The sequence below is a fragment of the Phenylobacterium sp. genome (assembly GCF_030693405.1).
In the GTDB taxonomy this organism is placed as follows: Bacteria; Pseudomonadota; Alphaproteobacteria; order Caulobacterales; family Caulobacteraceae; genus Phenylobacterium.
In genome coordinates this window covers 15,916-38,640 of sequence record NZ_JAUYAW010000033.1, presented here as the reverse complement: position 1 = coordinate 38,640, position 22,725 = coordinate 15,916, and the positions used below count along the sequence as shown (strand labels likewise).

Annotated in this window: 21 protein-coding genes; 9 read left to right on the top strand and 12 right to left on the bottom strand. The window is 69.4% G+C overall.

Annotated features, from left to right (window positions below):
* Positions 1-13 precede the first annotated feature (13 nt).
* Entirely contained in the window at positions 14-1,015 is a 1,002-nt protein-coding gene (locus tag Q8N19_RS16940) for a phosphoenolpyruvate carboxylase (protein ID WP_371133803.1), read from the bottom strand.
* Positions 1,016-1,122: 107 nt separating this feature from the next.
* Between Q8N19_RS16940 and Q8N19_RS06475 the strand changes: the two genes are divergently transcribed.
* Complete coding sequence (locus Q8N19_RS06475) at positions 1,123-2,157, top strand: serine hydrolase (RefSeq protein WP_305588768.1); 1,035 nt, start codon at positions 1,123-1,125, stop codon at positions 2,155-2,157.
* Between the two features lie 308 nt (positions 2,158-2,465).
* Here Q8N19_RS06475 and Q8N19_RS06470 read toward each other — a convergent pair whose 3' ends face one another.
* Positions 2,466-3,254, bottom strand: a complete 789-nt coding sequence (locus Q8N19_RS06470; RefSeq protein WP_305588767.1) for a hypothetical protein — start codon at positions 3,252-3,254, stop codon at positions 2,466-2,468.
* A gap of 259 nt (positions 3,255-3,513) precedes the next feature.
* Positions 3,514-4,794 (bottom strand): MFS transporter, encoded by a 1,281-nt coding sequence (locus tag Q8N19_RS06465; protein WP_305588766.1) that lies wholly within the window; start codon positions 4,792-4,794, stop codon positions 3,514-3,516.
* 155 nt (positions 4,795-4,949) lie between these two features.
* On the opposite strand from Q8N19_RS06465, the gene Q8N19_RS06460 reads away from it, so the two are divergent.
* Together Q8N19_RS06460 and Q8N19_RS06455 are read left to right on the top strand one after the other, a co-directional pair.
* Positions 4,950-6,197 (top strand): pyridoxal-dependent decarboxylase, encoded by a 1,248-nt coding sequence (locus tag Q8N19_RS06460; protein ID WP_305588765.1) that lies wholly within the window; start codon positions 4,950-4,952, stop codon positions 6,195-6,197.
* Positions 6,187-7,089, top strand: coding sequence for a PIG-L deacetylase family protein (locus Q8N19_RS06455; RefSeq protein ID WP_305588764.1), 903 nt, complete (start codon positions 6,187-6,189; stop codon positions 7,087-7,089). Before Q8N19_RS06460 ends, Q8N19_RS06455 begins: the two co-directional genes overlap by 11 nt.
* 10 nt (positions 7,090-7,099) lie before the next feature.
* Here the strand turns inward: Q8N19_RS06455 and Q8N19_RS06450 are convergent, their stop codons facing one another.
* Positions 7,100-7,840 carry a hypothetical protein gene (locus Q8N19_RS06450; protein WP_305588763.1) on the bottom strand — a complete coding sequence of 247 codons (741 nt, stop codon included), beginning with the start codon at positions 7,838-7,840 and terminating at the stop codon, positions 7,100-7,102.
* Between the two features lie 351 nt (positions 7,841-8,191).
* Between Q8N19_RS06450 and Q8N19_RS06445 the strand changes: the two genes are divergently transcribed.
* Positions 8,192-8,467, top strand: a complete 276-nt coding sequence (locus tag Q8N19_RS06445; RefSeq protein ID WP_305588762.1) for a hypothetical protein — start codon at positions 8,192-8,194, stop codon at positions 8,465-8,467.
* Positions 8,468-8,484: 17 nt separating this feature from the next.
* On the opposite strand, the gene Q8N19_RS06440 is transcribed toward Q8N19_RS06445, so the two are convergent.
* Positions 8,485-9,150: a protein tyrosine phosphatase gene (locus tag Q8N19_RS06440; protein ID WP_305588761.1), complete on the bottom strand. Its 666-nt coding sequence runs from the start codon at positions 9,148-9,150 to the stop codon at positions 8,485-8,487.
* A 119-nt stretch (positions 9,151-9,269) separates the two neighbouring features.
* Here Q8N19_RS06440 and Q8N19_RS06435 point away from each other — a divergent pair, with 119 nt between their 5' ends.
* Genes Q8N19_RS06435 through lpxK form a run of 5 tightly spaced genes read left to right on the top strand, consistent with a single transcriptional unit; the run spans position 9,270 to position 15,067 of the window.
* Positions 9,270-11,051, top strand: coding sequence for an ABC transporter ATP-binding protein (locus tag Q8N19_RS06435; RefSeq protein ID WP_305588760.1), 1,782 nt, complete (start codon positions 9,270-9,272; stop codon positions 11,049-11,051).
* On the top strand, positions 11,048-11,770 hold the full coding sequence (locus tag Q8N19_RS06430; RefSeq protein ID WP_305588759.1) for a lysophospholipid acyltransferase family protein: 723 nt from the start codon (positions 11,048-11,050) through the stop codon (positions 11,768-11,770). The genes Q8N19_RS06435 and Q8N19_RS06430 overlap by 4 nt, the downstream gene beginning before the upstream one ends.
* Positions 11,771-11,775: 5 nt before the next feature.
* Positions 11,776-12,756: a cation diffusion facilitator family transporter gene (locus Q8N19_RS06425; RefSeq protein WP_305588758.1), complete on the top strand. Its 981-nt coding sequence runs from the start codon at positions 11,776-11,778 to the stop codon at positions 12,754-12,756.
* A complete protein-coding gene (locus tag Q8N19_RS06420; protein ID WP_305588757.1) occupies positions 12,753-14,048 on the top strand; it encodes a 3-deoxy-D-manno-octulosonic acid transferase in 1,296 nt (431 codons plus the stop codon). The genes Q8N19_RS06425 and Q8N19_RS06420 overlap by 4 nt, the downstream gene beginning before the upstream one ends.
* Positions 14,045-15,067 (top strand): tetraacyldisaccharide 4'-kinase, encoded by a 1,023-nt coding sequence (gene lpxK / locus Q8N19_RS06415; protein WP_305588756.1) that lies wholly within the window; start codon positions 14,045-14,047, stop codon positions 15,065-15,067. The genes Q8N19_RS06420 and lpxK overlap by 4 nt, the downstream gene beginning before the upstream one ends.
* Before the next feature lie 9 nt (positions 15,068-15,076).
* On the opposite strand, the gene Q8N19_RS06410 is transcribed toward lpxK, so the two are convergent.
* The 7 genes from Q8N19_RS06410 to pstC all read right to left on the bottom strand — a co-directional run bounded on the left by Q8N19_RS06410 (position 15,077) and on the right by pstC (position 22,617).
* A complete protein-coding gene (locus Q8N19_RS06410; protein WP_305588755.1) occupies positions 15,077-16,153 on the bottom strand; it encodes a phosphotransferase in 1,077 nt (358 codons plus the stop codon).
* 142 nt (positions 16,154-16,295) lie between these two features.
* The gene (gene purD, locus Q8N19_RS06405; protein ID WP_305588754.1) at positions 16,296-17,567 is read right to left on the bottom strand and encodes a phosphoribosylamine--glycine ligase; all 1,272 of its coding nucleotides are present in this window, start codon (positions 17,565-17,567) and stop codon (positions 16,296-16,298) included.
* Positions 17,568-17,611: 44 nt separating this feature from the next.
* Positions 17,612-18,301 carry a phosphate regulon transcriptional regulator PhoB gene (gene phoB / locus Q8N19_RS06400; protein WP_305588753.1) on the bottom strand — a complete coding sequence of 230 codons (690 nt, stop codon included), beginning with the start codon at positions 18,299-18,301 and terminating at the stop codon, positions 17,612-17,614.
* 14 nt (positions 18,302-18,315) lie between these two features.
* Positions 18,316-19,014: a phosphate signaling complex protein PhoU gene (gene phoU, locus Q8N19_RS06395; protein WP_305588752.1), complete on the bottom strand. Its 699-nt coding sequence runs from the start codon at positions 19,012-19,014 to the stop codon at positions 18,316-18,318.
* 16 nt (positions 19,015-19,030) lie between these two features.
* Positions 19,031-19,840 (bottom strand): phosphate ABC transporter ATP-binding protein PstB, encoded by an 810-nt coding sequence (gene pstB / locus Q8N19_RS06390; protein ID WP_305588751.1) that lies wholly within the window; start codon positions 19,838-19,840, stop codon positions 19,031-19,033.
* Positions 19,841-19,880: 40 nt separating this feature from the next.
* Positions 19,881-21,182: a phosphate ABC transporter permease PstA gene (pstA, locus tag Q8N19_RS06385; protein ID WP_305588750.1), complete on the bottom strand. Its 1,302-nt coding sequence runs from the start codon at positions 21,180-21,182 to the stop codon at positions 19,881-19,883.
* Positions 21,175-22,617 (bottom strand): phosphate ABC transporter permease subunit PstC, encoded by a 1,443-nt coding sequence (gene pstC, locus Q8N19_RS06380; protein WP_305588749.1) that lies wholly within the window; start codon positions 22,615-22,617, stop codon positions 21,175-21,177. Before pstC ends, pstA begins: the two co-directional genes overlap by 8 nt.
* Positions 22,618-22,725: the final 108 nt, after the last annotated feature.

Sequence of the window (22,725 nt, the reverse complement as noted above, 5' to 3'; positions counted from 1 at the left end):
TGGGAGACCGCGCTCAGCCGGTCGAAGATGGCTTCGAGCGCCAGCGATAGGGTTCGTCCCGCCGGTGGGGGGAAGGATCGGGCATGGCCGCGCCCAGCTCGCGGATCTCGGCCGAGACCTCGGCGAAGCCGGACGAGATGGCCAGGTCCCGCCACAGGGCCCGCAGCTCGCCGGCATAGAAGTCGCAGATCAGCCGGGCCTGGGCCTCCAGGGCGGTGCGCAGGGCGGCCGCATCCACCCCGGGATGTCCGTCCCGGTCGCCGCCCAGCCAGGAGCCCAGGCTCAGCACCGGGGGCGTCTCGGCGTCGGTGAGCAGGCCCTGCCAGTCGGCATAGAGGGCGGCCACGGCCGGCAGCACCGACTGGCGCACCACCGAGAGCACGTTGCGGATCTCGTCGGCCACGGCGATCTTTTCGGGCCGGTTCAGCCGGGTGCGCCAGAGCAGGGCCACCTCCCGGAACAGGGCCTCGCGGGCCTCGGCCTCCAGGGCCGGCGGCAGCCGGTGGCGGCGCAGCGCCATGAGCCGGGTGATCTCCCCTTCCCGGTCCACCAGGGCCCGGCGGCGCACCTCGGTGGGGTGGGCGGTGAAGACCGGCGCGACCCGCAGCCGCGCCAGGGCTTCAGTGATCTCGCGCGCGCTGCGGCCGGCCTTGGCCAGACCCTCGACGGCCCCGCGCAGGGTCACGGCGCGACTGGCCCCGGCCGAACGGCCCTCGGCCTGACGGCGCCGCCCCGTCACCTCCTCGGCCATGTTCTCCAGCAGGGCATGGCAGGCGAAGGCGCGCGCCAGAAACTCCGCCTCGTCGGCCGACAGCTCCTCATAGGGCCGCAGGCCCTCGGCCGCCCGGGCCGCATCGACGCCGGCGGCCGCGGCCTCGCCGTCCAGATAGGCGATGGCCTCGCGCAGCAACTGGGCCAGCAGGTCGGCCTGGCGGCGGACCTCGCGGGCGTCGTCGCCGGCCTCGCCGCCGAGGTCCAGGGGATGGGTAGGCGATCGGGTGTCGGGGGTTTCCATGGCCCCATCCTGACTCCAACGGCGCCCGGGGGACAGGGGGCGGCGCGCGGGAACTTGACCCTAGGGCCGCCTTTGACATCGAAGGCGCGCCGCGCTCACCTGTGGCCATGAGCCTGCCCATCCTGCCGACCCAACCCGCCCACACCCCCTGGCCCACCCAAGACTGGCCGCAGGGCCAGCCCGAACACGCCGATGACGCGGTGCTGGAGGCCTTGATGGCGACGGCCTTCGCCGCCCCCGACACCGAGCTGTTGGGCGAGACCCACGCTGCGCTGGTCGTCCAGGGCGGGCGGATCGTCCTGGAGCGCTATGGCGAGGGCTTCGGGCCTGAGGCCACCTACCCCTCCTGGTCCAAGGCCAAGAGCATCACCCAGGCCCTGGTGGGCCTGCTGGTCGCCGAGGGAAAGCTCGATATCCACGCCCCGGCCGACGTTCCGGAATGGCGGGAGACGCCGGATGATCCCCGCGCCGAAATCACGCTCAATCAACTGCTGCGCATGTCGAGCGGCCTGTCCTTCGTGGAGGACTATGTGCCGGGCCACGTCTCCGATGTGATTGAGATGCTGTTCGGCTCCGGCAAGGCCGATGTGGCCCACTATGCGGCGACCCGGCCGCTGGCCCATCCGCCGGGGACCGCCTGGTCCTATGCCAGCGGCACGACCAACATCGTCGCCCGCTGCGCGGCCCGGGCAGCTAACGTCGACGGGGCGGGGTTTGAGGCCTTCATGCGGGAGCGTCTGTTTGAGCCGCTGGGCATGACGAGCCCGGTCCCCAAGTTCGACGCAGCCGGGACCTTCATCGGCTCGTCCTTCTGCTTTGCGACGGCGAGGGACTTCGCGCGCTTTGGCCTGCTCTATCTGCGCGGCGGCCGCTGGGAGGATCGCCAGCTGCTGCCGGCCGACTGGATCGACTATGCCCGCACGCCGACCCCGCAGCCGGCGGTGCGCGAAGGCGACTATGGCGCCCACTGGTGGCTGAACATCGCCGGCCCGGGCTCGTTCAGCGCCAATGGCTATGAGGGCCAGTACACGGTCCTGGTCCCCGACCTCGACCTGATCGTCGTCCGCCACGGCAAGACGCCGCTGGACAAGAAGGACAACGTCAAAGCCTGGATCGCCCAGGTGGTCGACGCCTTCCGGTAGAGTGACCGTATAATTTGCAAACTCACCTGTCGGAGGTCGCCGCTTTGCCGCAAACCGCACGATGGGGCTCTCACGGAGCGGAAAATCAGCGGACTGCGAGAATGCCCCTCGCGCCTCTCAGCGCCTGCGGTCAGTCGTGGCTGATAGCCAGAAGCTTGTGAGGGCGACGCGCCACCCGTCATCCCACGTGCATAGAATTGAGCGCCTTGGCCCCCACCCTGCCCGGGAGCAGCCGATAGTGCATTCTCCCTCACGCTCCGGTAGCCGACATTCTGAGCGGCTGAGAAGGGTGGGAAGCGGACATTGCCTTAGCGCCCCAACAGTCTACTCAACCAGGTGCGGCGCTTCGGAGCGGACCTGACCGCTGAAGAGTATGCCATCTCTGGTTCCTCCGGGACCCAACCGGGCTCTCCATCCACGATGAAGTAGACGATGTCCTTCGGGGTCTCGATGAAGCCGGGCGGCGGGTTCTCTTCGAAGTAGCTGCCGTTTGCGACCTTGGCGTCTTTAGCGGCGTACCCGTCCATAATCATGAAGCTGGTCATCCCGTTCATGACGAGCCGACGGCCGTCGGGCATCTCGATCAATGTGGGATAGAAGCCCATGCGCATTTCTGGCGCGCGGCTACTGGCGCGGCGAACTTCAGCGGGAAGCGCGAAAGCGCTCTCGTGGATTCTGGCTATCTCGCTACCCAGCCGAAACTGCAGGTAATCTTCGACCGGTGCATCGGCTTGGACGCAGATCATTGCCCGCTCGAAGATCTCACCGGAGTTCGTTTCGACAGCGCAAGGCGTTACGCGCCGTTCGCGACCGTTGCCGTAGACATCAGGAGGCGTTGGGCCGATCTGCTGGACGATGGCGACCAAGTCAGCTGGCAGTGTGATTGGGGCCGCGTTCCAGTCCAGCACCAGCTTGATCCGCTCATCATTGACGTGGGTCATGCACTCGGAGTCACCGTCGAGATGCCACACAGCCTGGCAGGTAAGGCAGCGATACAACCTGCCTCGACGCAGGTTCTTCCACCCCGCGAAAAGGTTGATTCGCTCCACATCCTCCGCCGATCGACGCTCCTGAGCGTAGCGCCAGTTGAACGACACGGTCGCCCCGGCTCCACACGCGTCGCAAGCCGACTCTGCGCCAAGGCGGGAAGTTCCAAGAATTGTGAAGCCTGACATGACCAGAGCCTAGCTGGCCCCTGCTAGATGAACAGCCCCCGAAAACAGACGCTGCCAACGTCCGACTGGGGTCGAATCCCGTCACCGAGCCCGGAGCCGAACGCGGACCGCAGCGCACAGCCAGAAAGCAGACCTGCCGAACCGCGATGGTCCAACGTATCTCGGCCCCTTCCGCTAGGGGTCAGTCCTCCACCGTCCGGCGCAGGGGCGCCAGCGCCACCAGGCTGACCAGGGCGGCGGCGCCGAGATAGAAGCCGACGGGGACCAGGCCGCCGCGGTCGGCCAGGAGCTGGGCCACCAGGGGGGCGAGGCCGCCGCCCAGGATGCCGCCGACGTTGAAGGCGACCGAGGCGCCGGTGTAGCGGACCCGCGCCGGGAACAGGCCCGGCAGGAAGGCGCCCAGCGGCCCATAGACGAAGCCCATGCAGAACAGGCTGAGCGACAGGAAGCCGAACACCAGCAGGAGCGAGCCCGAGCCCAGCATGGGCGCCAGCAGGAGCCCTGCGACGATCACCATGCCGCAGCCCCACATGAGCACGCCCCGCGGCGTGGTGGCGTCCGACCAGTAGCCGGCGATGATGATGCCGACGGCCATGAACAGGATGGCGCCCAGCTGGATGGCCAGGAAGGCTTCCCGCGAATAGCCGAGGGTGGTGACGCCGTAGCCCAGGGCGAAGGAGGTCGAGAGGTAGTAGGTGGCGAAGCAGGCCACCACGGCGAAGGTGCCGCCCAACGTCTCCAGGGGATGACGGGCCAGGAGTTCGAACAGGGGGGTCTTGGGCGGGGGGGCTTCCTCCAGGGCCTTGGAGAAGGCCGGGGTCTCGGTGAGCTTCAGGCGCACCCAGAGGCCGACGCCCACCAGCACGGCGCTGAGCAGGAAGGGGATCCGCCAGCCCCAGGCGATGAACTGTTCCGGGGTCAGCAGGAGGCCCAGGATGAGGAACAGGCCGTTGGCGGCGATGAAGCCCACCGGCGCGCCAAGCTGCGGGAACATGCCAAAGCGCGCCTTCCAGCCGGGCGGCGCATTCTCCACCGCCAGCAGGGCCGCGCCGCCCCACTCGCCGCCCAGGCCCAGCCCCTGGCCAAACCGCAGGAGGCAGAGCAGGGCCGGGGCGATCCAGCCGGCGGTGGCGTAGGTGGGCAGGAAGGCGATGGCGAAGGTCGAGACCCCCATCAGCATCAGGGAGGCGACAAGCGTGGATTTGCGGCCGATCCGGTCGCCATAGTGGCCAAACAGCGCCGCGCCCACGGGCCTTGCGAAGAAGGCGATGGCGAAGGTGGCGTAGGAGGAGAGCAGCTGGGCCGAGGGGGAGGCCGCCGGGAAGAACAGCGGGCCGAACACCAGGGCCGCGGCCGTGGCGTAGATGTAGAAGTCGTAGAATTCCACCGCCGTGCCCACCAGGCTTGCGCCCAGCACGCGGCGATTGGAGGGCGCCTTCAGCGCCTCGATCCCTTGCGACATGGTGTCCCCCTCCCGTCGAGGCCAAAGGGCTTGGCCTCCGCCGCCGGCGAGGTCAAGCCTGCCTGCTCTTGCGAACCCCCTGGGTTGTGCCACCTTGAGGGGCTGAAACGATCAGAGCCGCAAAGCGGCCGACCAGCCCCGGGGAGGGCCAACCCATGACGATCTTGCCGACGAAGGGCCTGCCGAATGGGGGCGCGCCCTGGGCCGAGGTGTCCGCCCGCATGGACCAGATGGGCCAGGGCGACGTGAAGTGGCGCGAGGGCAAGGCTGCGGTCTATGTCTTCAACGCCGGCCCGGAGATCGAGCAGGTGCAGAAGGAGGCCTACGCCAAGTTCGCCTCCGAGAACGGCCTGGGGCCGGCCGCCTTTCCGAGCCTGAAGCAGATGGAGGCCGAGGTGGTGGGCTTTGGCCTTGGCCTGCTCCACGGCGAGGCGGGGTGCGTCGGCAACATGACCAGCGGCGGCACCGATTCGATCCTGATGGCGGTGAAGGCCGCCCGGGACCATGCCCGCAAGGTGCGCGGCCTGACGGGTAAGCTGAACCTCGTCCTGCCCCGCTCGGCCCATCCGGCCTTCGACAAGGCGTGCGCGGTGATGGAGATCGAGGTGCGGCGCACGCCGCTGAAGGACCTGCTGGCCGATCCGGCGGCCATGGAGGCGGCGATCGATGGCCAGACGATCATGATGGTCGGCTCGGCGCCCTGTTTTCCCTATGGCCTGATCGACCCCATAGAGGCGCTCGGCGCGCTGGCCGAGCGGCGGGGCGTCTGGCTGCATGTGGACGCCTGTGTCGGCGGCTATATCGCCCCCTTCGTGCGCATGAACGGCGGGGATGTCCCGCCGTTCGACTTCGAGGTTCCCGGCGTCTGGTCGATGTCGGCGGACCTCCACAAGTACGGCTACTGCGCCAAGGGGGCGTCGACCGTCTTCTTCCGCAGCGAGGATCTGCGGGCGCACATGATCTTCGAGGTCGGCGACTGGCCGGCGGGCAAGATGGTCACCCCCACCTTGGCCGGCACCCGGCCCGGCGGCGCCATCGCCGCGGCCTGGGCGGTGATGAATGTGCTGGGGATCGAGGGTTACCGGGCCAAGCACGCCGAGGTGACCGACGCCCGCCGCGCGATCGGCGAGGGGGCGCAGGCCCAAGGCTGGCGCCTGCTGGGCGATCCGCAGCTGGGCATCCTGTCCTTTACCCGGGAGGATGTGAATCCGTTCGCGGTGCTCAAGCACCTCTATGGGCGCGGCTGGGTGACCAGTGCGGTGACTGAGCCGGCCGGCCTGCACCTGATGCTGTCGCCGGTTCACAAGTCCGTCGCCGATACCTATCTGGCGGACCTGGCCTGGGCGACCCAGATGGCCAGGGACGACGGCGCCCGTCCGGCGGAGGCGCGCTATGGGGGATAGGGCTGTGCGAGCCAGGGCCGGACGGACAGGCGCAGGCGACCGACGGGGCGGCCTGCCCTGGGGTCTGCTGACCGCTGTGGCCCTGCCCACCGCCCTGGTGGGCGGCTTCCTGCTGGCCAGGGGTCAGCTGAACGACGAGTCGGTGCCCAAGACCCATGTCCTGCCGGGCGTTGGCGAGGGGGTCACCGTGCTGGCCATCTGGGCCCATCCGGACGACGAGATCACCTGCGCCGGTGCGCTCGCCCAGATGGCCAAGGCCGGGGCCCGGGTGGTGCTGGTCTATCTGACCCGGGGCGAGGCGGCGCAGGACACGGGCTATGCGCCGGCCGAACTGGCCAAGGTGCGCATCCAGGAGGCCAAGGCCGCCGGGGCCCTGCTGGGCGCCGACGCGGTCGAGGTGCTGGACTTTCCCGATGGCGGCCTGTCGCGGATCGATCCTGCAAAACCCAAGGCGGCCATCGCCGAGCTGATCGGCCGCTATCGTCCGCAGGTGCTGGTGAGCTTTGACGAGAAGGTCGGTTTCTACGGCCATCCCGACCATGTGCGCACCGGCGTGTGGGTGCGCGAGCTGTTCGAGACCCCGACCCGCGAGGGCGCCTGGCCGCGCCTGCTCTATCAGGTGACCCTGCCCAAGGCCCTGGTGCGGCTGGCCCTGCGGCTGGTGGAGGCCTTCCGCAACAATTATCCCAAGGGCAAGGATACGGGCCTGCCGGCGCCGCAGATGGCGGTGAATATCGCCGGTGAGGCCCTGACCAAGCGGGCCCTGCTGGACGTGCACGCCTCCCAGGCCAGGATCATCGCCGACGTGCAGCCCTATTATGACCGCCTGCCGGCCTGGCTCTATTACCGGCTGTTCGACCGGGAGTACTTCGTCCAGCTGCGCCGGCGCTGAAGGCCAGGGTTCAGGTCCAGAGCGGCGAGGCGGTCTTCATGAAGCGCAGGCAGAAGGTGACCCGGGCCTGATCCTTGCCGGCCTTAGGATCGGCGATCAGCACGTCGAACCAGCAGGCCTCAGCCTCGGGGCTTTCGGTGATGGCGTGCAGGCGGGTGCGGGCGAGATAGGCGGCGCCTGCGCGCAGGGGACCCTCGAGGAACTGGATCTCCACCCCGCCCAGCTGGCCCTTGTGGGCGAGGTCGGCGCCAACGACGGGCGAGAGGGCGGCGGCCGCCAGCTCGACCACCTCAGAGGGCGACAGGGCCGCGCCGGCGGCGGCGCCCGGCAGGCTGAGGGCCAGATCGTGGATCTCGGCGCCGATGCTCACCCCCGCCAGGATGCGGATGGCGCTGCGGGGCGCGGCCTCCTGGGTCAGCAGCCGGCGGGAGAGCTCCGAGCCCGCATCGGCATGGTCGGCGCCGGTGCCCTGGCAGATCAGGGCCATGGCCGCGCTGCGCATCTCTAGCCTCGCCCGCTCCCGCCCGGGCGTGGCCTGGGCGCTCAGCATCTCGCCGTCCTGGGCGGCGGCCTTGAACAGGACCGAGAGATTGCCCCCGGCGCACCAGCCCTCGCCGTAGAGATCGACCAGCAGGGGGACGAAGGCGTCCAGATAGGCCGCCCCGCTCAGGGGACCGGCGCGGTGGCGCGACGGGAAGGACGGACCGACCAGAGTCGTCCCCTCCCCCGTCGCCTCATGTGCGACGCGCATCTTCGTTTCCTTCCCGCGCCCGATCATGTCGCCGGGCTTCTTATGTTTTGGGCAGGATCATCGACGAAGCCGCCGACACCCTGGCCGGCCCGCGCCCCACTGGCCGCGACGGCCGACCCAGGCATCCTGGCACGGGGATCAGGGAGCGTCACGGCGCCAATTGTCGCCCATCGGACACAGGACCGTCACCGGCGGTGGGGGGGCGGAGGCTGGGGGAAGAGGGGGACACGAAGGGCACGAAGGGGCGCGAAGGACACGAAGACGGCTTTGGCCCTTGAAGGCTGGGCCGAGACGGCCTTTGTCGCGGGCGGCGATAGGTTTAGACTGCCGCCGACGAAATGGATGGATGCGATGAGCGACGCGGTCGGCCCTGGCGATCTGGTTCTGTGCGTCAATGCGGCCCCCAATCACGCCACGGGACGCCCCGTGCCCCTGCAGGCCGGCGAGACCTATCGGGTCCGGGCGGTGATGGATTTCGTCTGCCCCTGCGGCCGCTCAGACGCCCTGATCGATGTCGGCATCGACTTCGCCTGGTGCCAGTCGAGGTTCCGCCTGCTGCCGAAGCCTAAGGCCCAGGCCAAGCCCCAGAAGGTATCGGCGCCGAAGGAGAAGGAAACGGTGCGGTAGGAGGCGGCCCCCGCTCCCTACTCCCGCTTCAGCAGGCGCTCGGTGAAGAAGTTGCCCCACCATTGGCTGCGGAAGTCGGCCTTCATGGCGTCGGGCTGGTAGGCGGGGCTTTCCACCCATTCGACGAAGGACAGGCCGGCGGGCTCGCCCTCGGCCAGGTAGCGTTCGAACACATAGTCGAGCACGCCGGTCTTGCCGGCCTTCATGTGCAGGTAGCGCAGGTGCAGCTGGTCGAGGGCCTCGGCGATCGGCTTGCCCTTGCGGAAGTGCATGTAGAAGACGCTCATGATGCCGGCCCGGTCCGCCCCGGACTTGCAGTGCATCAGGGCGGGGTACTCGATGGACTGGAAGAGGTCGCGGGCGCCCAGGACGCGGGCGCGGCTAGGCACCTCGCGCGAGGTGATGGTGAAGTCCACCAGGGTCAGGCCCAGCTGCGCGCAGGCCTCCTTCTCCAGCACATAGAAGCTGCCGTCGAAACCGCCGCGCAGGTTGATGATGGTCTTGATACCGCGAGCTTTCCAGCCGGCCAGCTGCTCGGGCGAGGGCTGGTTGGTGCGCACCAGTTCGTCGCTGATCCAGTGGGCGTTCTGGAAGCGCAGGCGCAGGAAGGCGTGGTCGTTCCACATATAGTCCCGCCGGGCGCGCTTGCGGCCTTCGGGGGTGCTGAGGTCGAATTGGGCCAAGGGGCGCTCCGGGATTTGCCGCATAACTAGGCGGTCGGGGGCCTGAACGGAAGCCTTGAGGCCGCGTCTGGCCCCGGGGCTTACTTGACTTGCGGGCCGTGACGGACGACGCCAGGACCATGAGTTCCACGGCCACACCGGAGCCGGTCCAGACGCCCGCCCGCGTCCTGATCGGCCGCATCGCGCAGGTCTATCTGAAGCCGCGCTGGAAGGGCTTCGCCCTGGCGCTGGTGGCCGCCGTCATCGTCGCCTTTTCCAGCGCCAAGCTGGTGCAGATCCTGGAGCCGGCGATCAACGACCTGCTGGTGGAGCAGAAGCCCGGCGCCATCTGGGCCATTCCGCTGGCCATCGCCGGCTACGCCATCCTGCGCGGGGTCGCCCAGGTGACCCAGGCCTCCCTGGTCAACCGGATCGGCAATGGGGTGGTGGGCGATGTGCAGGTGCAGCTGTTTGGCAAGCTGGTGCGGGCCGACCTCGCCCGGCTGCGGGGGCAGCATTCGGGCGCCTATGTCTCCTCGGTGCTCTATGACGCCGGCCTGATCCGCGAGGCGGCGACTTCGGGGCTGGTCAACTACACCCAGCACTTCCTGACCGTGATCGGCGCGGTGCTGGTCATGCTGTCCAATGACCCGATCCTGACGCTGGCCATCCTGCTGGCCGCGCCCCTGGCGACGGGCATCATGCGGCGGTTCTCCAAGAAGACCACCAAGGCCGCCCGGGGCGCCATGGCCGAGACCTCGGCGCTCTCGACCGCCATCATGGAGAGCCTGGACGGGGTTCGGGTGGTGAAGATCGAGAACCGCGAGGCCTTCGAAGAGGCGCGCGTCGCCGAGGTGGTGGCCAGGCGCCAGGCCCATCTGGTCAAGGGCGCCAACGCCCGCGCCGCCGCGGCGCCGGCCACCGAGACCCTGATGACCCTGATCGTGGCCGCGGTCATGGCCTATGCCGGCTGGCGGGCCGCCAGCGGTGCGATGAATGTGGGGGCATTCGTGGCCTTCATCGGCGCGCTCGGCATGGCGTCCCAGTCCCTGCGGCAGCTGGCCAATCTGCAGACCGTCTTCGCCGAGGGTCTGGCGGGCGCGCGCCGGCTGTTCGCCGCCCTGGATGTAGAGCCGCTGATCCGCGAGCCGGTCAGCCCCCGGCCCCTGACCCGCAGCGACGGCGCCATCGCGTTCGAGAATGTCAGCTTCGCCTATGGGGAGGGCGCCCCGGCCCTGACCGGGGTGAGCCTCACCGCCAGCCGCGGCGAGACCGTCGCGCTCGTCGGACCGTCGGGCGGGGGTAAGAGCACCATCCTGAACCTGATCCCGCGCTTCTATGACGTGACGGGCGGCCAGGTGAGCGTGGACGGAACCGATGTGCGCAATCTCGCCCTGGCGTCCTTGCGCGACCAGATCGCCCTGGTGACCCAGGAGCCCTTCCTGTTCGACGACACGATCCGGGCCAACATCGCCTATGCGCGCCCCGACGCCAGTCAGGCCGAGATCGAGGCCGCCGCCCGGGCGGCCGCGGCCCATGACTTCATCGAAAGCCTGCCCGAGGGCTACGCCACACTGGTGGGCGAGGCCGGGGCGCGGCTGTCCGGCGGCCAGCGCCAGCGGATCGCCATCGCCCGGGCCTTCCTAAAGGACGCCCCGATCCTGCTGCTGGATGAGGCCACCAGCGCGCTGGACACCGAGAGCGAGGCCCAGGTGCAGGCCGCCCTGACCCGCCTGATGGCCGGTCGGACCACCATGCTGATCGCCCATCGCCTGTCGACCGTGCGCGGCGCCGACCGCATCTATGTGATCGACAAGGGCCAGGTGGTGGAGACCGGCGACCATGCCAGCCTGGTTCGGGCCGAGGGCCTCTATGCCCGCCTGGCCAAGAGCCAGGACCTGGAGACGGAGAGCGCCGCGTGAAGGGGCTGCTGCGCCGACCGGGCGTCCAGAGCTTTCTGGGCTGGCTGCTGGCGGCCTATCTGAAGCTGGTCCTGCGCACGGTGCGCTGGCGGCATGTGAACGTCGATTGCGTCGAGCCAGTGCTGTCGGGGCCATCGGGGGCCGTCGCCCTGTTCTGGCACGGCCGCATTCCCCTGTGCCTGTCGGTAGCGCCGCAGTGGTGGCGCAAGGCGGGGACCAAGGCCCTGATCTCGCCCTCGGCGGACGGCGAATTCGTCGCCCAGGCCCTGGAGCGGGCGGGCTTTCCGGCCATCCGCATGTCCTCGGCCAAAAAGGGCGACGCCTCCAAGGCCAGGGCCGCCGTGGCCGGCTTCCGCGAGGCCCTGAACTTTGTCGGCGGCGGCGGCGCCCTGATCATCACCCCCGACGGCCCCCGCGGACCCCATGAGGTGATCGCCTCGGGCGCCCTGCAGATCGCCAAGCGCACGGCCGCTCCGGTCTTCCTGATGGGCATGGCCGCCCACCCCGCCCTGCGGCTGGACACCTGGGACCAGGTCAATCTTCCGGCCCCCTTCGGGCGAGGCGTGGTGGTGTGGGCGGGCCCGCTGCACGTGCCGCCGGACGCCGGTGAGGCCGAGATCGCCGCCCTGGGCGCAGACTGGTCGGCCAGGCTGTCGGCCGCCACCCGCCAGGCCGAGGCCCTGGTGGGCGCCCTGCCCCCCAAGGCAGCGAAGGCCTGAAGCCCATGGCCCACGACCACGCCGCCCACCCCCACCATCACGACCATCATCACGATCACAACCACGACCATGGCCACACCCACGGGCTGGGCGGTCACCATCATCATGCGCCCAAGGACTTTGGCCGGGCCTTCGCCGTTGGGGTGGTCCTCAACACCGGCTTCGTCGTCGCCGAGGTGGCTGCTGGCCTGTGGTTCGGCTCGCTCGCCCTGCTGGCCGACGCCGGACACAATCTGTCGGACGTGATGAGCTTGCTGCTGGCCTGGGGGGCGGTGGCTCTGGCCAAGCGCCAGCCCTCGGGACGGCGCACCTATGGCCTGCGCAAGGCGACCATCCTGGCCTCGCTCGCCAACGCCATCCTGCTGCTGGTGGCCGTGGGCGCCATCGTCTCAGAGGCCATCCGACGCATCGCCGAGCCCGCCGAAGTGGCCGCCGCTCCGGTGATGATCGTCGCGGCCATCGGGGTGATCATCAACACGGCCACAGCGCTGATGTTCATGGGCGGCGCCAAGGGGGATCTGAACATCCGCGGCGCCTTTCTGCACATGGCCGCCGATGCGGCCGTCTCCCTGGCCGTGGTGATCGGGGCCGGCGTCATCGCGCTGACCAGCCTCTACTGGCTCGATCCGGCGCTGAGCCTGCTGATCGTGGCGGTGATCCTGATCGGCACCTGGGGCCTATTGCGGGACTCCGTGGACCTGGCCCTGGACGCCGCGCCGCGGGGCATCGATGTCGAAGCGGTGCGCGCCTGGCTGAACGCCCTGCCCGGGGTGACCGGCGTCCACGACCTGCACATCTGGGCCATGAGCACCACCGAAACGGCCCTGACCGTCCACATCACGCGGCCGGAAAACACCGAGCCTGACGCCTTCCTGCACGCCGCCTGCGAAGGATTGCAGGAGAGGTTCGGCATCGGCCACGCCACCCTGCAGGTGGAGATGGGCGAGGCCGCACATTGCCGTCTGGCGCCCGCCGAGGTGGTGTGAAGCCTGCGCCCCGCTCCCCAGGCCTTGCGGCCTATCGTCTGGCGCTGGCGGCCCTGGAGCCCCTGGCGCCTGCCCTGCTGCAGGCCCGCGCCCGCCGGGGCAAGGAGGACGCTGAGCGCCTGGATGAACGCCTGGGCCGGCCCCAGGCCCTGCGCCCGCCTGGCGAACTGGTCTGGCTGCATGGGGTCAGCGTCGGCGAAAGCGTCTCCCTGCTGCCCCTTGCCGAGGCGCTGAAGTCGCGCAGGCCCGACCTGACCCTGCTGGTGACGTCGGGCACCCGGACGGCGGCCGAGCTGCTGGCGCGGCGACTGCCGGAGGGCGTGATCCACCAGTACGCCCCGGTGGACGGACCCCGGTCGGTGGCCGGCTTCCTCGATCACTGGCGTCCGGCGACGGCTGTGCTGGTGGAAAGCGAGCTCTGGCCCAACCTCATCACGGCCGCGGCAGAACGCGACGTTCGTCTGGCGCTCGTTTCGGCCCGGATGACGCAGAAGAGCGCTGACGGCTGGGCCAGGGCGCCGGCGGCGGCCCGCGCCCTGCTGGGGCGCTTTGACCTGATCCTGCCGCAGGACGCCGCCACCGCCGAGCGGTTGCAGAGGCTCGGCGGAGTCACCGGGCCGCAGCTGAACCTCAAACAGGTGGGCGAGCCCCTGCCCTGCGACGAAGACGAGCTGAACAGGCTGCGGGGGCTCACCGCCGGGCGGCCCGTGATCCTGGCCGCCAGCACCCATCCCGGCGAGGAGGCCCTGATCGCAGAAGCCGTCCACAAGCTGCGCGAGCATCAACCCGGCCTGCTGCTGATCATCGCCCCGCGCCACCCCGAGCGCGGCGGCGCCGTGGCCGAATTGCTCACCGAGGCGGGTTTCAACACCACCCGGCGCAGCGACGGCGAGGCGCCGGGACCGCTCACCACCGCCTATGTGGCCGACACCCTGGGCGAGCTTGGCCTCTTCTTCCGGCTGGCGGACGTGGTGGTGATGGGGGGCGGCTATGCCCCGGGCGTCGGCGGCCACAACCCCCTGGAGCCCGCGAGACTGGGGGCGACCATCCTCACCGGCCCTTCGGTGTTCAATGCGCAGGCCACCTATCAGGCGATGTTCGAGGAGGTCGCCGCCCTGTGCGCGCCGGATGGCGCGGCCCTGACCCGCCACCTGCGGGGCCTGCTGGACAATCCGGCCATCGCCCGACGCATGGGTGAAGCCGCACTCGCCCACGCCGCCCAGTATGGCGCGGCCCTGGAGGCGGCGCTGGCGCAGCTTGCGCCCCTGCTGCCGCCGCAGGAGGCTCCGTGAAACTGTCGACACCGCGCTGGTGGTATGTCCGCGAACGGGACCGGGCCGCCATGCCCATGACCCGCATCCTGCTGAAGCCGATCTCCTGGATCTGGGCGGCGGTGACGGCGCGCAAGATCGCTCGGGCGACCCCTGTCGATCCCGGCGCGCCGGTCGTCTGCGTCGGCAACATCACCATGGGCGGGACCGGCAAGACCCCGGTGGTGCGGGAAATCCTGGCAAGACTGCGGGCCAGCGGCGTCGAGGCCCATGGCCTGTCGCGGGGCTATGGCGGTCGGCTGAGCGGTCCGATCCTGGTTGACCTCGCCGTCCACAGCGCCGCCGATGTGGGGGACGAGCCCCTGATGATGGCCAAGGACGGTCCCATCTGGATTTCCCGGGACCGGGCGGAAGGCGCCCGGGTGGCGGTCCTGGCCGGGGCCCAGGCCGTGGTCATGGACGACGGCCATCAGAATCCGAGCCTGGCCAAGCGGCTGTCGCTGATCGTCGTGGACGGGGAGACCCGGGACGGGGAATGGCCGTTCGGCGACGGGGCGGTGTTTCCGTCGGGGCCCTTGCGCGAGCCCCTGGCCGCGGGCCTGGCCCGGGCCGATGCGGTGGTGCTGATGCTGCCAAACGAGGTGGCCGCCGCCGATCCGGAATTGCTCGCCCTGTTCGGCGCCACGCCGGTGCTGATCGCGCGATTGAGCGCTGTGGCGCCCCCGCCGCCGGGGCCGCAGGTGGGCTTCGCCGGCGTCGGAAAACCCTGGAAGGTGGAGCGGGCCTTGAAGGCGGCCGGCTGCGAGCTGGCCGACTTTGCGCCCTTCCCCGACCACTTCGCCTATGACGCCGCCACCCTGAACCGGCTGGCCGCCCGGGCCGAGGATTTCGGCGCAGGACTGGTGACCACCGAGAAGGACTGGGCGCGGCTGCCGGCCGACTGGCGGGGGCGGATCAGCGCCTGGCCCGTGCGGGCGAAGTTCTCGGACGAGGCCGCCCTGGACGCGCTGCTGTCCAGGGCGATGACGCCGCCTGCCTAAACGGGCGGCTTAGGCCGTCGCGCCGGCCTTCTGGGCGAAGTTCCAGCCGGCCTTGGCCAGCAGCGGCACCCGCTCAGCCATGGCCGCGGCCTGGGGGCTGTTGGCGGTGCCGTCGCGGACGCGGCCGACAATGCCCTGGATGATGCCGGCCAGGCGGAAGATGTTGTAGGCGAAGTACCAGTTCAGGTCCGGCAGGCCGTCGCGGCCGGTCAGGCGGCAGTATTCGGCCACATACTCGTCGATGGACGGGACCCCGTGGGCCTCGAGGTCCGGAATGTTGGCGATGGAGCCGTTGACCCAGTTCATCAGCAGATAGGTGAAGTCCGCCAGGGGCTCGCCGAGGGTCGAGAGCTCCCAGTCCAGGACGGCGATCACCCGGGGCTCGGTGGGGTGCAGCACCATATTGTCCAGACGGTAGTCCCCGTGGACCACCGAGGTGCGCTCCTGGGGCGGGACGGTCCTGGGCAGCCACTCGATCAGCCGCTCCATCTCCTCGAGCTGGACCGTCTCCGATGCGCGGTACTGCTTGGTCCAGCGATCCACCTGCCGGCCCATATAGTTGCCGGGCTTGCCGTAGTCGCCCAGGCCGATGGCCTCGTGGTCAGTGTTGTGCAGGTCGGCCAGGGTCTTGAGCTTGGCCATGTAGATGGCGCGGCGCTCGGCCGGCTCATATTGCGGCAGCTGCTGGTCCCAGAGGATGCGGCCCTCCACCATGTCCATGACGTAGAACACGGTGCCGATGACCTCTTCGTCGGTGCAAAGGCCGTAGGAGCGCGCCACCGGGAAGCCGGTGGGATAAAGCGCGCTGATGACCTTGTACTCGCGGTCCACCGCATGGGCCGAGGGCAGCAGCTTGCCCGGCGGCTTGCGGCGCATGACGTACTTCTTGTTCGGCGTCACCAGCTGGTAGGTGGGGTTGGACTGGCCGCCCTTGAACTGGCGTACTTCCAGCGGGCCCTCATAGCCTTCCACATTGGCCTGCATCCAGGCCGCCAGCCGCGTCTCGTCGAACCGATGGGACTCCGCGACCTCCTTGGTGCCGGTGTTCAGCTGTTCGCGCTCTTGTTCGGCGGCGTCCACGGCCATGGGCGTCTTCCCTTTACTAAGGCTCTGGGTGCGGTTGGAGTCTTACGCTTGTTTGAACCCACCTTACCGACCTGCGGCGGGGCGCCGCAAGGCGTTCAGCGTCAGGCCATACCGGGCTCTGGAAAGGGCGAGGTCAGCGGCCTCAGCGGGCCAGGGCGCGCCAGCCGATGTCGGTGCGGTGGAAGCCGCCGGGCAGGTCGATGCGCGACACCGCTTCATAGGCGCGGGTCCGCGCCTGGACGAGGTCCTCACCCCGGGCGCAGACGTTCAGCACGCGGCCGCCCGCCGCCCGCAGAACGCCGGCCTCATCGCGAACGGTGCCCGCGTGGAAGATCGCCACATCGGCGCCCAGCTCGGCCTCGGCCCCGGTGATGGCCGCGCCGGTGACCGGCGCATCGGGATAGCCCTGCGCGGCCAGCACGACGCAGACGGCCGACTCGTCGCGCCAGACCGGGGCCGGCAGGCGGTCGAGCTCGCCCTTGGCGCAGGCCATCAGATAGGGCACCAGGTCGCTTTCCAGGCGCAGCATCAGCACCTGGCATTCCGGATCGCCGAAGCGGACATTGAACTCGACGAGCTTGGGGCCCTGCGCCGTGGCCATGAACTCCACGAACAGCACCCCGCGATAGGGGTGGCCCTCGGCGGCGATGGCGGCGAAGGCCGGCTCGGCCAGCTCCTTGCGCACGCGCTCGACGAGGTCGTCAGTGAACAGCGGCGCGGGCGCATAGGTGCCCATGCCGCCGGTGTTGGGACCTTGTTCGCCGTCATAGGCGCGCTTGTGGTCCTGGGCGTGGCCGAAGACCAGGGCATGGGTTCCGTCGCACAGGGCGAAGAGGGAGCCAATCTCGCCGTCCAGGAATTCCTCGATCACCACCCGGGCGCCGGCCGCCCCGAAGCGGCCCCCCAGGGCGTCGTCGATGGCGGCCTCAGCCTCCGCCCTCGTCTGGGCGATCACCACACCTTTGCCGGCGGCGAGGCCATCGGCCTTGATCACATAGGGCGGGGAAAAGTCGGCCAGGGCCGCCTTGGCTGCGGCCGCCTCGTCGCAGACCACATAGGCGCCGGTGGGCAGGCCGTGGCGGACGCAGAAGGCCTTGGTGAAGGCTTTGGAGGACTCCAGCTGGCCAGCCGCGCGGCTGGGGCCAAAGCAGGGGATATTAGCCGCCGCCAGGGCGTCGGCGAGGCCGGCGTCCACCGCCGATTCCGGACCGATGACCACCAGATCAGCCGCGATCTCCCGGGCCAGGGCGACCAGGGCCTCGACGTCGGTGGCCTTCACCGGCCGGGTCTCGCCGAGGGCTTCCATGCCGGGATTGCCCGGCGCCAAGACCAGGCGGCTGAGCAGGGGCGACTGGGCGATCTTCCAGGCCAGCGCATGCTCGCGCCCGCCTGAACCGACGAGGAGGATGTTCATGGGCGGGCTTTGCCGCGCCCGGTCCCAAGCGTCAAGCCGGGGGGTTAGCCTTCCAGGTCCAGCGAATAGCCCGCCGAGCGCACGGTGCGGATCGGGTCGGCGGCGGCCTCGCGGTTCAGAGCCTTGCGCAGGCGGCCCACATGGACGTCCACCGTGCGGGCCTCCACATAGACATCCGAGCCCCAGACGGCGTCGAGCAGCTGCTCGCGGGAGAAGACCCGGCCTGGATGCTGCATCAGATAGTCCAGCAGGCGGAATTCGGTGGGGCCCAGGTGGATCTCCTGGCCGCCGCGGCGCACCCGGTGGGCCACCCGGTCGATGACCAGATCGCCGATGCGGACCCGGTCCTCGGCCAGGCCCGGCCGCAGGCGCCTAAGGACCGCGCGGATTCGGGCCGACAGTTCGGACATGGAGAAGGGCTTGACGATGTAGTCGTCGGCGCCGGTGTCCAGGCCGCGGATCCGGTCGGTCTCCTCGCCCCGGGCGGTCAACATGATGATCGGGATGTTGCGGGTCTCGGTCCGCGCCCGCAGCCGGCGGCAGACCTCGATGCCCGACACCTTGGGCAGCATCCAGTCCAGCAGGATGAGGTCCGGCAGCTTCTCGTTGATCATCATCAGGGCGTCTTCGCCATCGGCGGCGACCGCCACGGCGTAGCCCTCTTTTTCAAGGTTGTAGTTCAGCAGGGTGGCGAGGGAGTCTTCATCCTCGGCGACCAGGATATGAGGGGTCATGGGGCGGACTCCCGTCACGGACGCTGCAGGGCGTCGGTCTTGGGACGAGCGGTGGCGATCGCCTCGTCCCCGGTGATTTCGTAGTGGATGATCTCGGCGATGTTGGTGGCGTGATCGCCGATGCGTTCCAGGTTCTTGGCCACGAACAGCAGATGGGCGCAGGCGGTGATCGTGCGCGGATCGCCCATCATGTAGGTCAGGAGTTCGCGGAACAGGCTGTTGTAGTGCTCGTCCACCTCGTCGTCGCGGGACCAGACGGACATGGCCCGCTCCAGGTCCGAGGCGGTGTAGGCGTCCAGAACCTCTTTCAGGCGGGTGACCACCAGCCGGCCCATGCGCTCGATGGAGCGGGTCAGGGGGACCATCGGGTCGGAGTCGATGATGACGATGGTGCGCTTGGCGATGTTCTTGCCCAGGTCGCCGACGCGCTCGAGATTGTTGGCGATCTTCATGGCCGCCACCGTGCGGCGCAGGTCGTTGGCCAGCGGCTGGCGCAGGGCGATCATGCGGATCGCCTTGCGTTCGATATCGGCCTGCAGGGCGTCGAGGCGCTCGTCCCGGGCGACCACGGAATCGGCCATCTGCTGGTCGCGGCGGACCACCGCCTCCAGGGCGTCGGCGACGGCGGCCTCGGTCAGCCCGCCCATCCGCGCGCACTCGGCGGTGAGCGTGTTGAGCTCGTCTTCGTAGGCCTTGACGATGTGTTCGTTCATGGCGGCGTCCTCCCGGTCAGCCGAAGCGTCCGGTGATGTAATCCTGCGTGCGGGTGTCACGCGGGTTGGTGAAGATCTCGTCGGTGGCGCCGGCCTCGACCACCGCGCCCATGTGGAAGAAGGCGGTGCGCTGGGAGACCCGGGCGGCCTGGGCCATGGAGTGGGTGACGATGACGATGCAGTACTGGCTGCGCAGGTCGTCGATCAGCTCTTCGATCTTGGCCGTGGCGATGGGGTCGAGCGCCGAGCAGGGCTCGTCCATCAGGATCACTTCGGGGCTGACGGCGATGGCCCGGGCGATGACCAGGCGCTGCTGCTGACCACCCGACAGGCTGGTGCCCGGCGCCTGCAGGCGATCGGCGACCTCTTTCCAGAGACCGGCCCGCTTGAGCGAGGATTCGACGATGTCGGCCAGCTCGGTCTTGTTGTCGGCGAAACCGTGGATGCGCGGGCCATAGGCCACGTTCTCGAAGATGCTCTTCGGGAAGGGGTTGGGCTTCTGGAAGACCATGCCCACCCGGGCGCGCAGCAGGACCGGATCGACCTTGCGGTCGTTGATGTCCTCGCCGTCCAGGATGATCTTCCCGTCGACCCGGGCGCCGGGAATGGTGTCGTTCATCCGGTTGATGCAGCGCAGGAAGGTGGACTTGCCGCAGCCCGACGGACCGATCAGAGCGGTGACCATGCGGTCAGGCATGTCGAGACTGACGTCGAACAGGGCCTGTTTGTCGCCATAGAAGACGCTGACATCAGTGGCCGAGACCTTGCCGACCGCGGCGCGGCTCGTTCCAGCCGAGGCCAGGGCGTCGTCGCGTTGGGCGGTCATCTTGAAGCTCGAACGGGGGTTGGACATGGGGGTCATGGGATCACCAGCGGCGTTCGAAGCGGCGGCGCACCAGCACCGCGACCAGGTTCATCAGCACCATGAAGACCAGCAGCACGATGATGGCCGCGGCGGTCCGTTCATGGAAGGCCCGCTCCGAGGCGTTCTCCCAGATGAAGATCTGCACCGGTAGCACGGTGGCCGCGCTGGTCAGGGTTTCAGGCACGCCCGGCACGAAGGAGACCATGCCGATCATCAGCAGCGGGGCGGTCTCACCCAGCGCATGGGCCAGCGAAAGGATGACGCCGGTCATCATGCCGGGCATGGCCAGCGGCAGGACGTGGTGGAAGACGGTCTGGGTGCGTGAGGCGCCCACCGCGAGCGCCGCCTCGCGGATCGACGGCGGCACCGCGCGCAGGGCCGATCGGGTGGCGATAATGATGGTCGGCAGGGACATGAGGGCCAGGACGAGGCCCCCCAGCAGGGGCGAGGACCTGGGCACAGCCAGCCAGTTGATGAACACCGCCAGGCCAAGCAGGCCGTAGATGATCGAGGGCACGGCGGCGAGGTTGTTGATGTTCACCTCGATGATGTCGGTCCACCGGTTCTTGGGCGCGAACTCTTCGAGATAGGTGGCCGCGAGCACGCCGATGGGGGCGGCCAGCATAGCGGTGACGAACAGCATCATGGCCGAGCCGACCACGGCCCCCCAGACGCCGGCCTGCTCGGGCTCGGTGGAGTCCGACCGGGACAGGAAGGTCCAGTTGAAGCCGCCGGAGACCACGCCCCGCTCGCGCAGCTCGTCCAGCCAGTCCAGTTGGCGGTCGCTCAGGAGCCGGCCGCCGACCTCGGTGTCGCGGCTGATCTGGCCCTTGTAGTAGAGGCTGGCATTGGCCTTCATCGGCCCCTGGACCGTGATGGTCTGGCCCACCAGGGACGGGTCTTCCCGCAGGCGGTCGAGGATCTGGAAGCCCATGTCGCCCGACAGGATCGCCATCATCTCAGCTGAGGCCTCCCCATACGGATCATCGGTCTCGCCCAGCAGGGCCAGGGCCGACTCCGCGACCGTCAGATTGAAGTTCGAGCCGCCCAGATCAGCCATGTCCACCCGGTCGGCATTGACCTGCACCGGCAGGCTGACCCGGTAGTCGGTGAAGGTGGAATAGCCCTGCAGGCCGATACGTCCGAGCAGCAGCACCAGGAAGGCCAGCGCCAGAATGATGGCCGCGCGACCATAGAAGCGGAATCGCGCCTCGGCCCGGTAACGGCGCTTCAGACGGGCCTCGGACTCGGCCCGGGCGCGGGCCTTGGCGCTCTGGGCGGGGGTGAGGGCCGCGTCAGTCATACTGTTCCCGGTAGCGCTGCACGATCCGCAGGGCGACGATGTTGAGCATGAGGGTGATCAGGAACAAGGTCAGGCCAAGACCGAAGGCCGACAGGGTCTTGGGGCTGTCGAACTCCTGGTCGCCGGTGAGCAGGGTGACGATCTGCACCGTCACCGTGGTGACCGTATCCAGCGGATTGAAGGTGGCGCGGGCCTGAAGACCGGCGGCCATGGTGACGATCATGGTCTCGCCCACGGCCCGCGAGACGGCCAGCAGCAGGGCGCCCATGACGCCCGGCAGGGCGGCGGGCATGATCACCCGGGTGATGGTCTCCGAACGCGTCGCGCCCATGGCGAGCGACCCGTCCCGCAGGGACTGGGGCACCGCATTGATGATGTCGTCGGACAGGGAGGAGACGAAGGGGATCAGCATGATGCCCATGACCGCCCCGGCCACCAGGGCCATCTGGTTCTGCACCTGCATCAGATAGAGGCCAAGGCCGTCCAGGGGCCCGCCGATGAACTGGGCGCCCAGGCTGTTGAAGGCGCCGCGGAACAGGGGGCCGACGGTCAGGGCGGCGAAGAAGCCGTAGACCACCGTCGGGATGCCGGCGAGGATCTCCAGCAGCGGCTTGACCACCGCGCGCACGGTCGGCCCGGCATATTCCGAGAGATAGATGGCGGCGAACAGACCGACCGGCGCGGCCACCGTCATGGCGATCATCATGATCAGGAAGGTGCCCATGAACAGGGGCACGGCCCCGAAGGCGCCGGACGAGGCGACCTGGTCGGCGCGGATGGCGATCTGCGGGTCCCAGGTGAGACCGAACAGGAATTCGAAGACCGGCACGGCCTGGAAGAAGCGCCAGCTCTCCCACACCAGGGAGGCGACGATGCCCAGGGTGGTCAGGACCGCCACCACCGAACAGGCGAGGAAAAGGACGGCGATCCAGCGCTCCACCCGGGGCCGGGCGGCGAAGTCGGCGCTGAGCCGCGGCCAGGCCATGGCGGCGCCGGCCAGGGCCAGGATGAAGGCGGCGATCAGGGCGCCGGTGGTCAGGCTGCGGTGGATGTCGCGGGCCTGGACCAGCTTTTCGGCGAAGGCTGAGCCCAGCGCGCCGTCATAGATGGTCTGGCTGACCTGGCCGCCGGTCACGGTGGCCACCACGTCGTTATAGAAGACGTCCTGGGTGCTGTCGGGCAGGGTCGAGACGGCCGCCGGCGGGTCGGCGCGCAGCACAATCTCTTCGATCTGAGCGCCGAACAGGCTGACCAGGAGCAGGAGGATGATGGCAGGGGCCGCCGTCCACAGGGCCAGATAGGCGCCGTGATACCCCGGAAGGGAGTGCATCAGGCGCGCCCGTCCGCCCGCGGCGCTCAGCACCTTGCGGCGGCCGGCCGCATAGGCCGTGACAGAAAACAGGATGAGCCCCAGAAGGGCGATCCAGATGAGCATTCAGGCCTTCGTCTTGCCGCTCGTCGCGCGCGTCATGCGGTTCGGGCGGACAAACACCGCCCCTGTCCGCGCCGGGCGGAAACTGCCCTCCCTTTGCTGATCAAACGC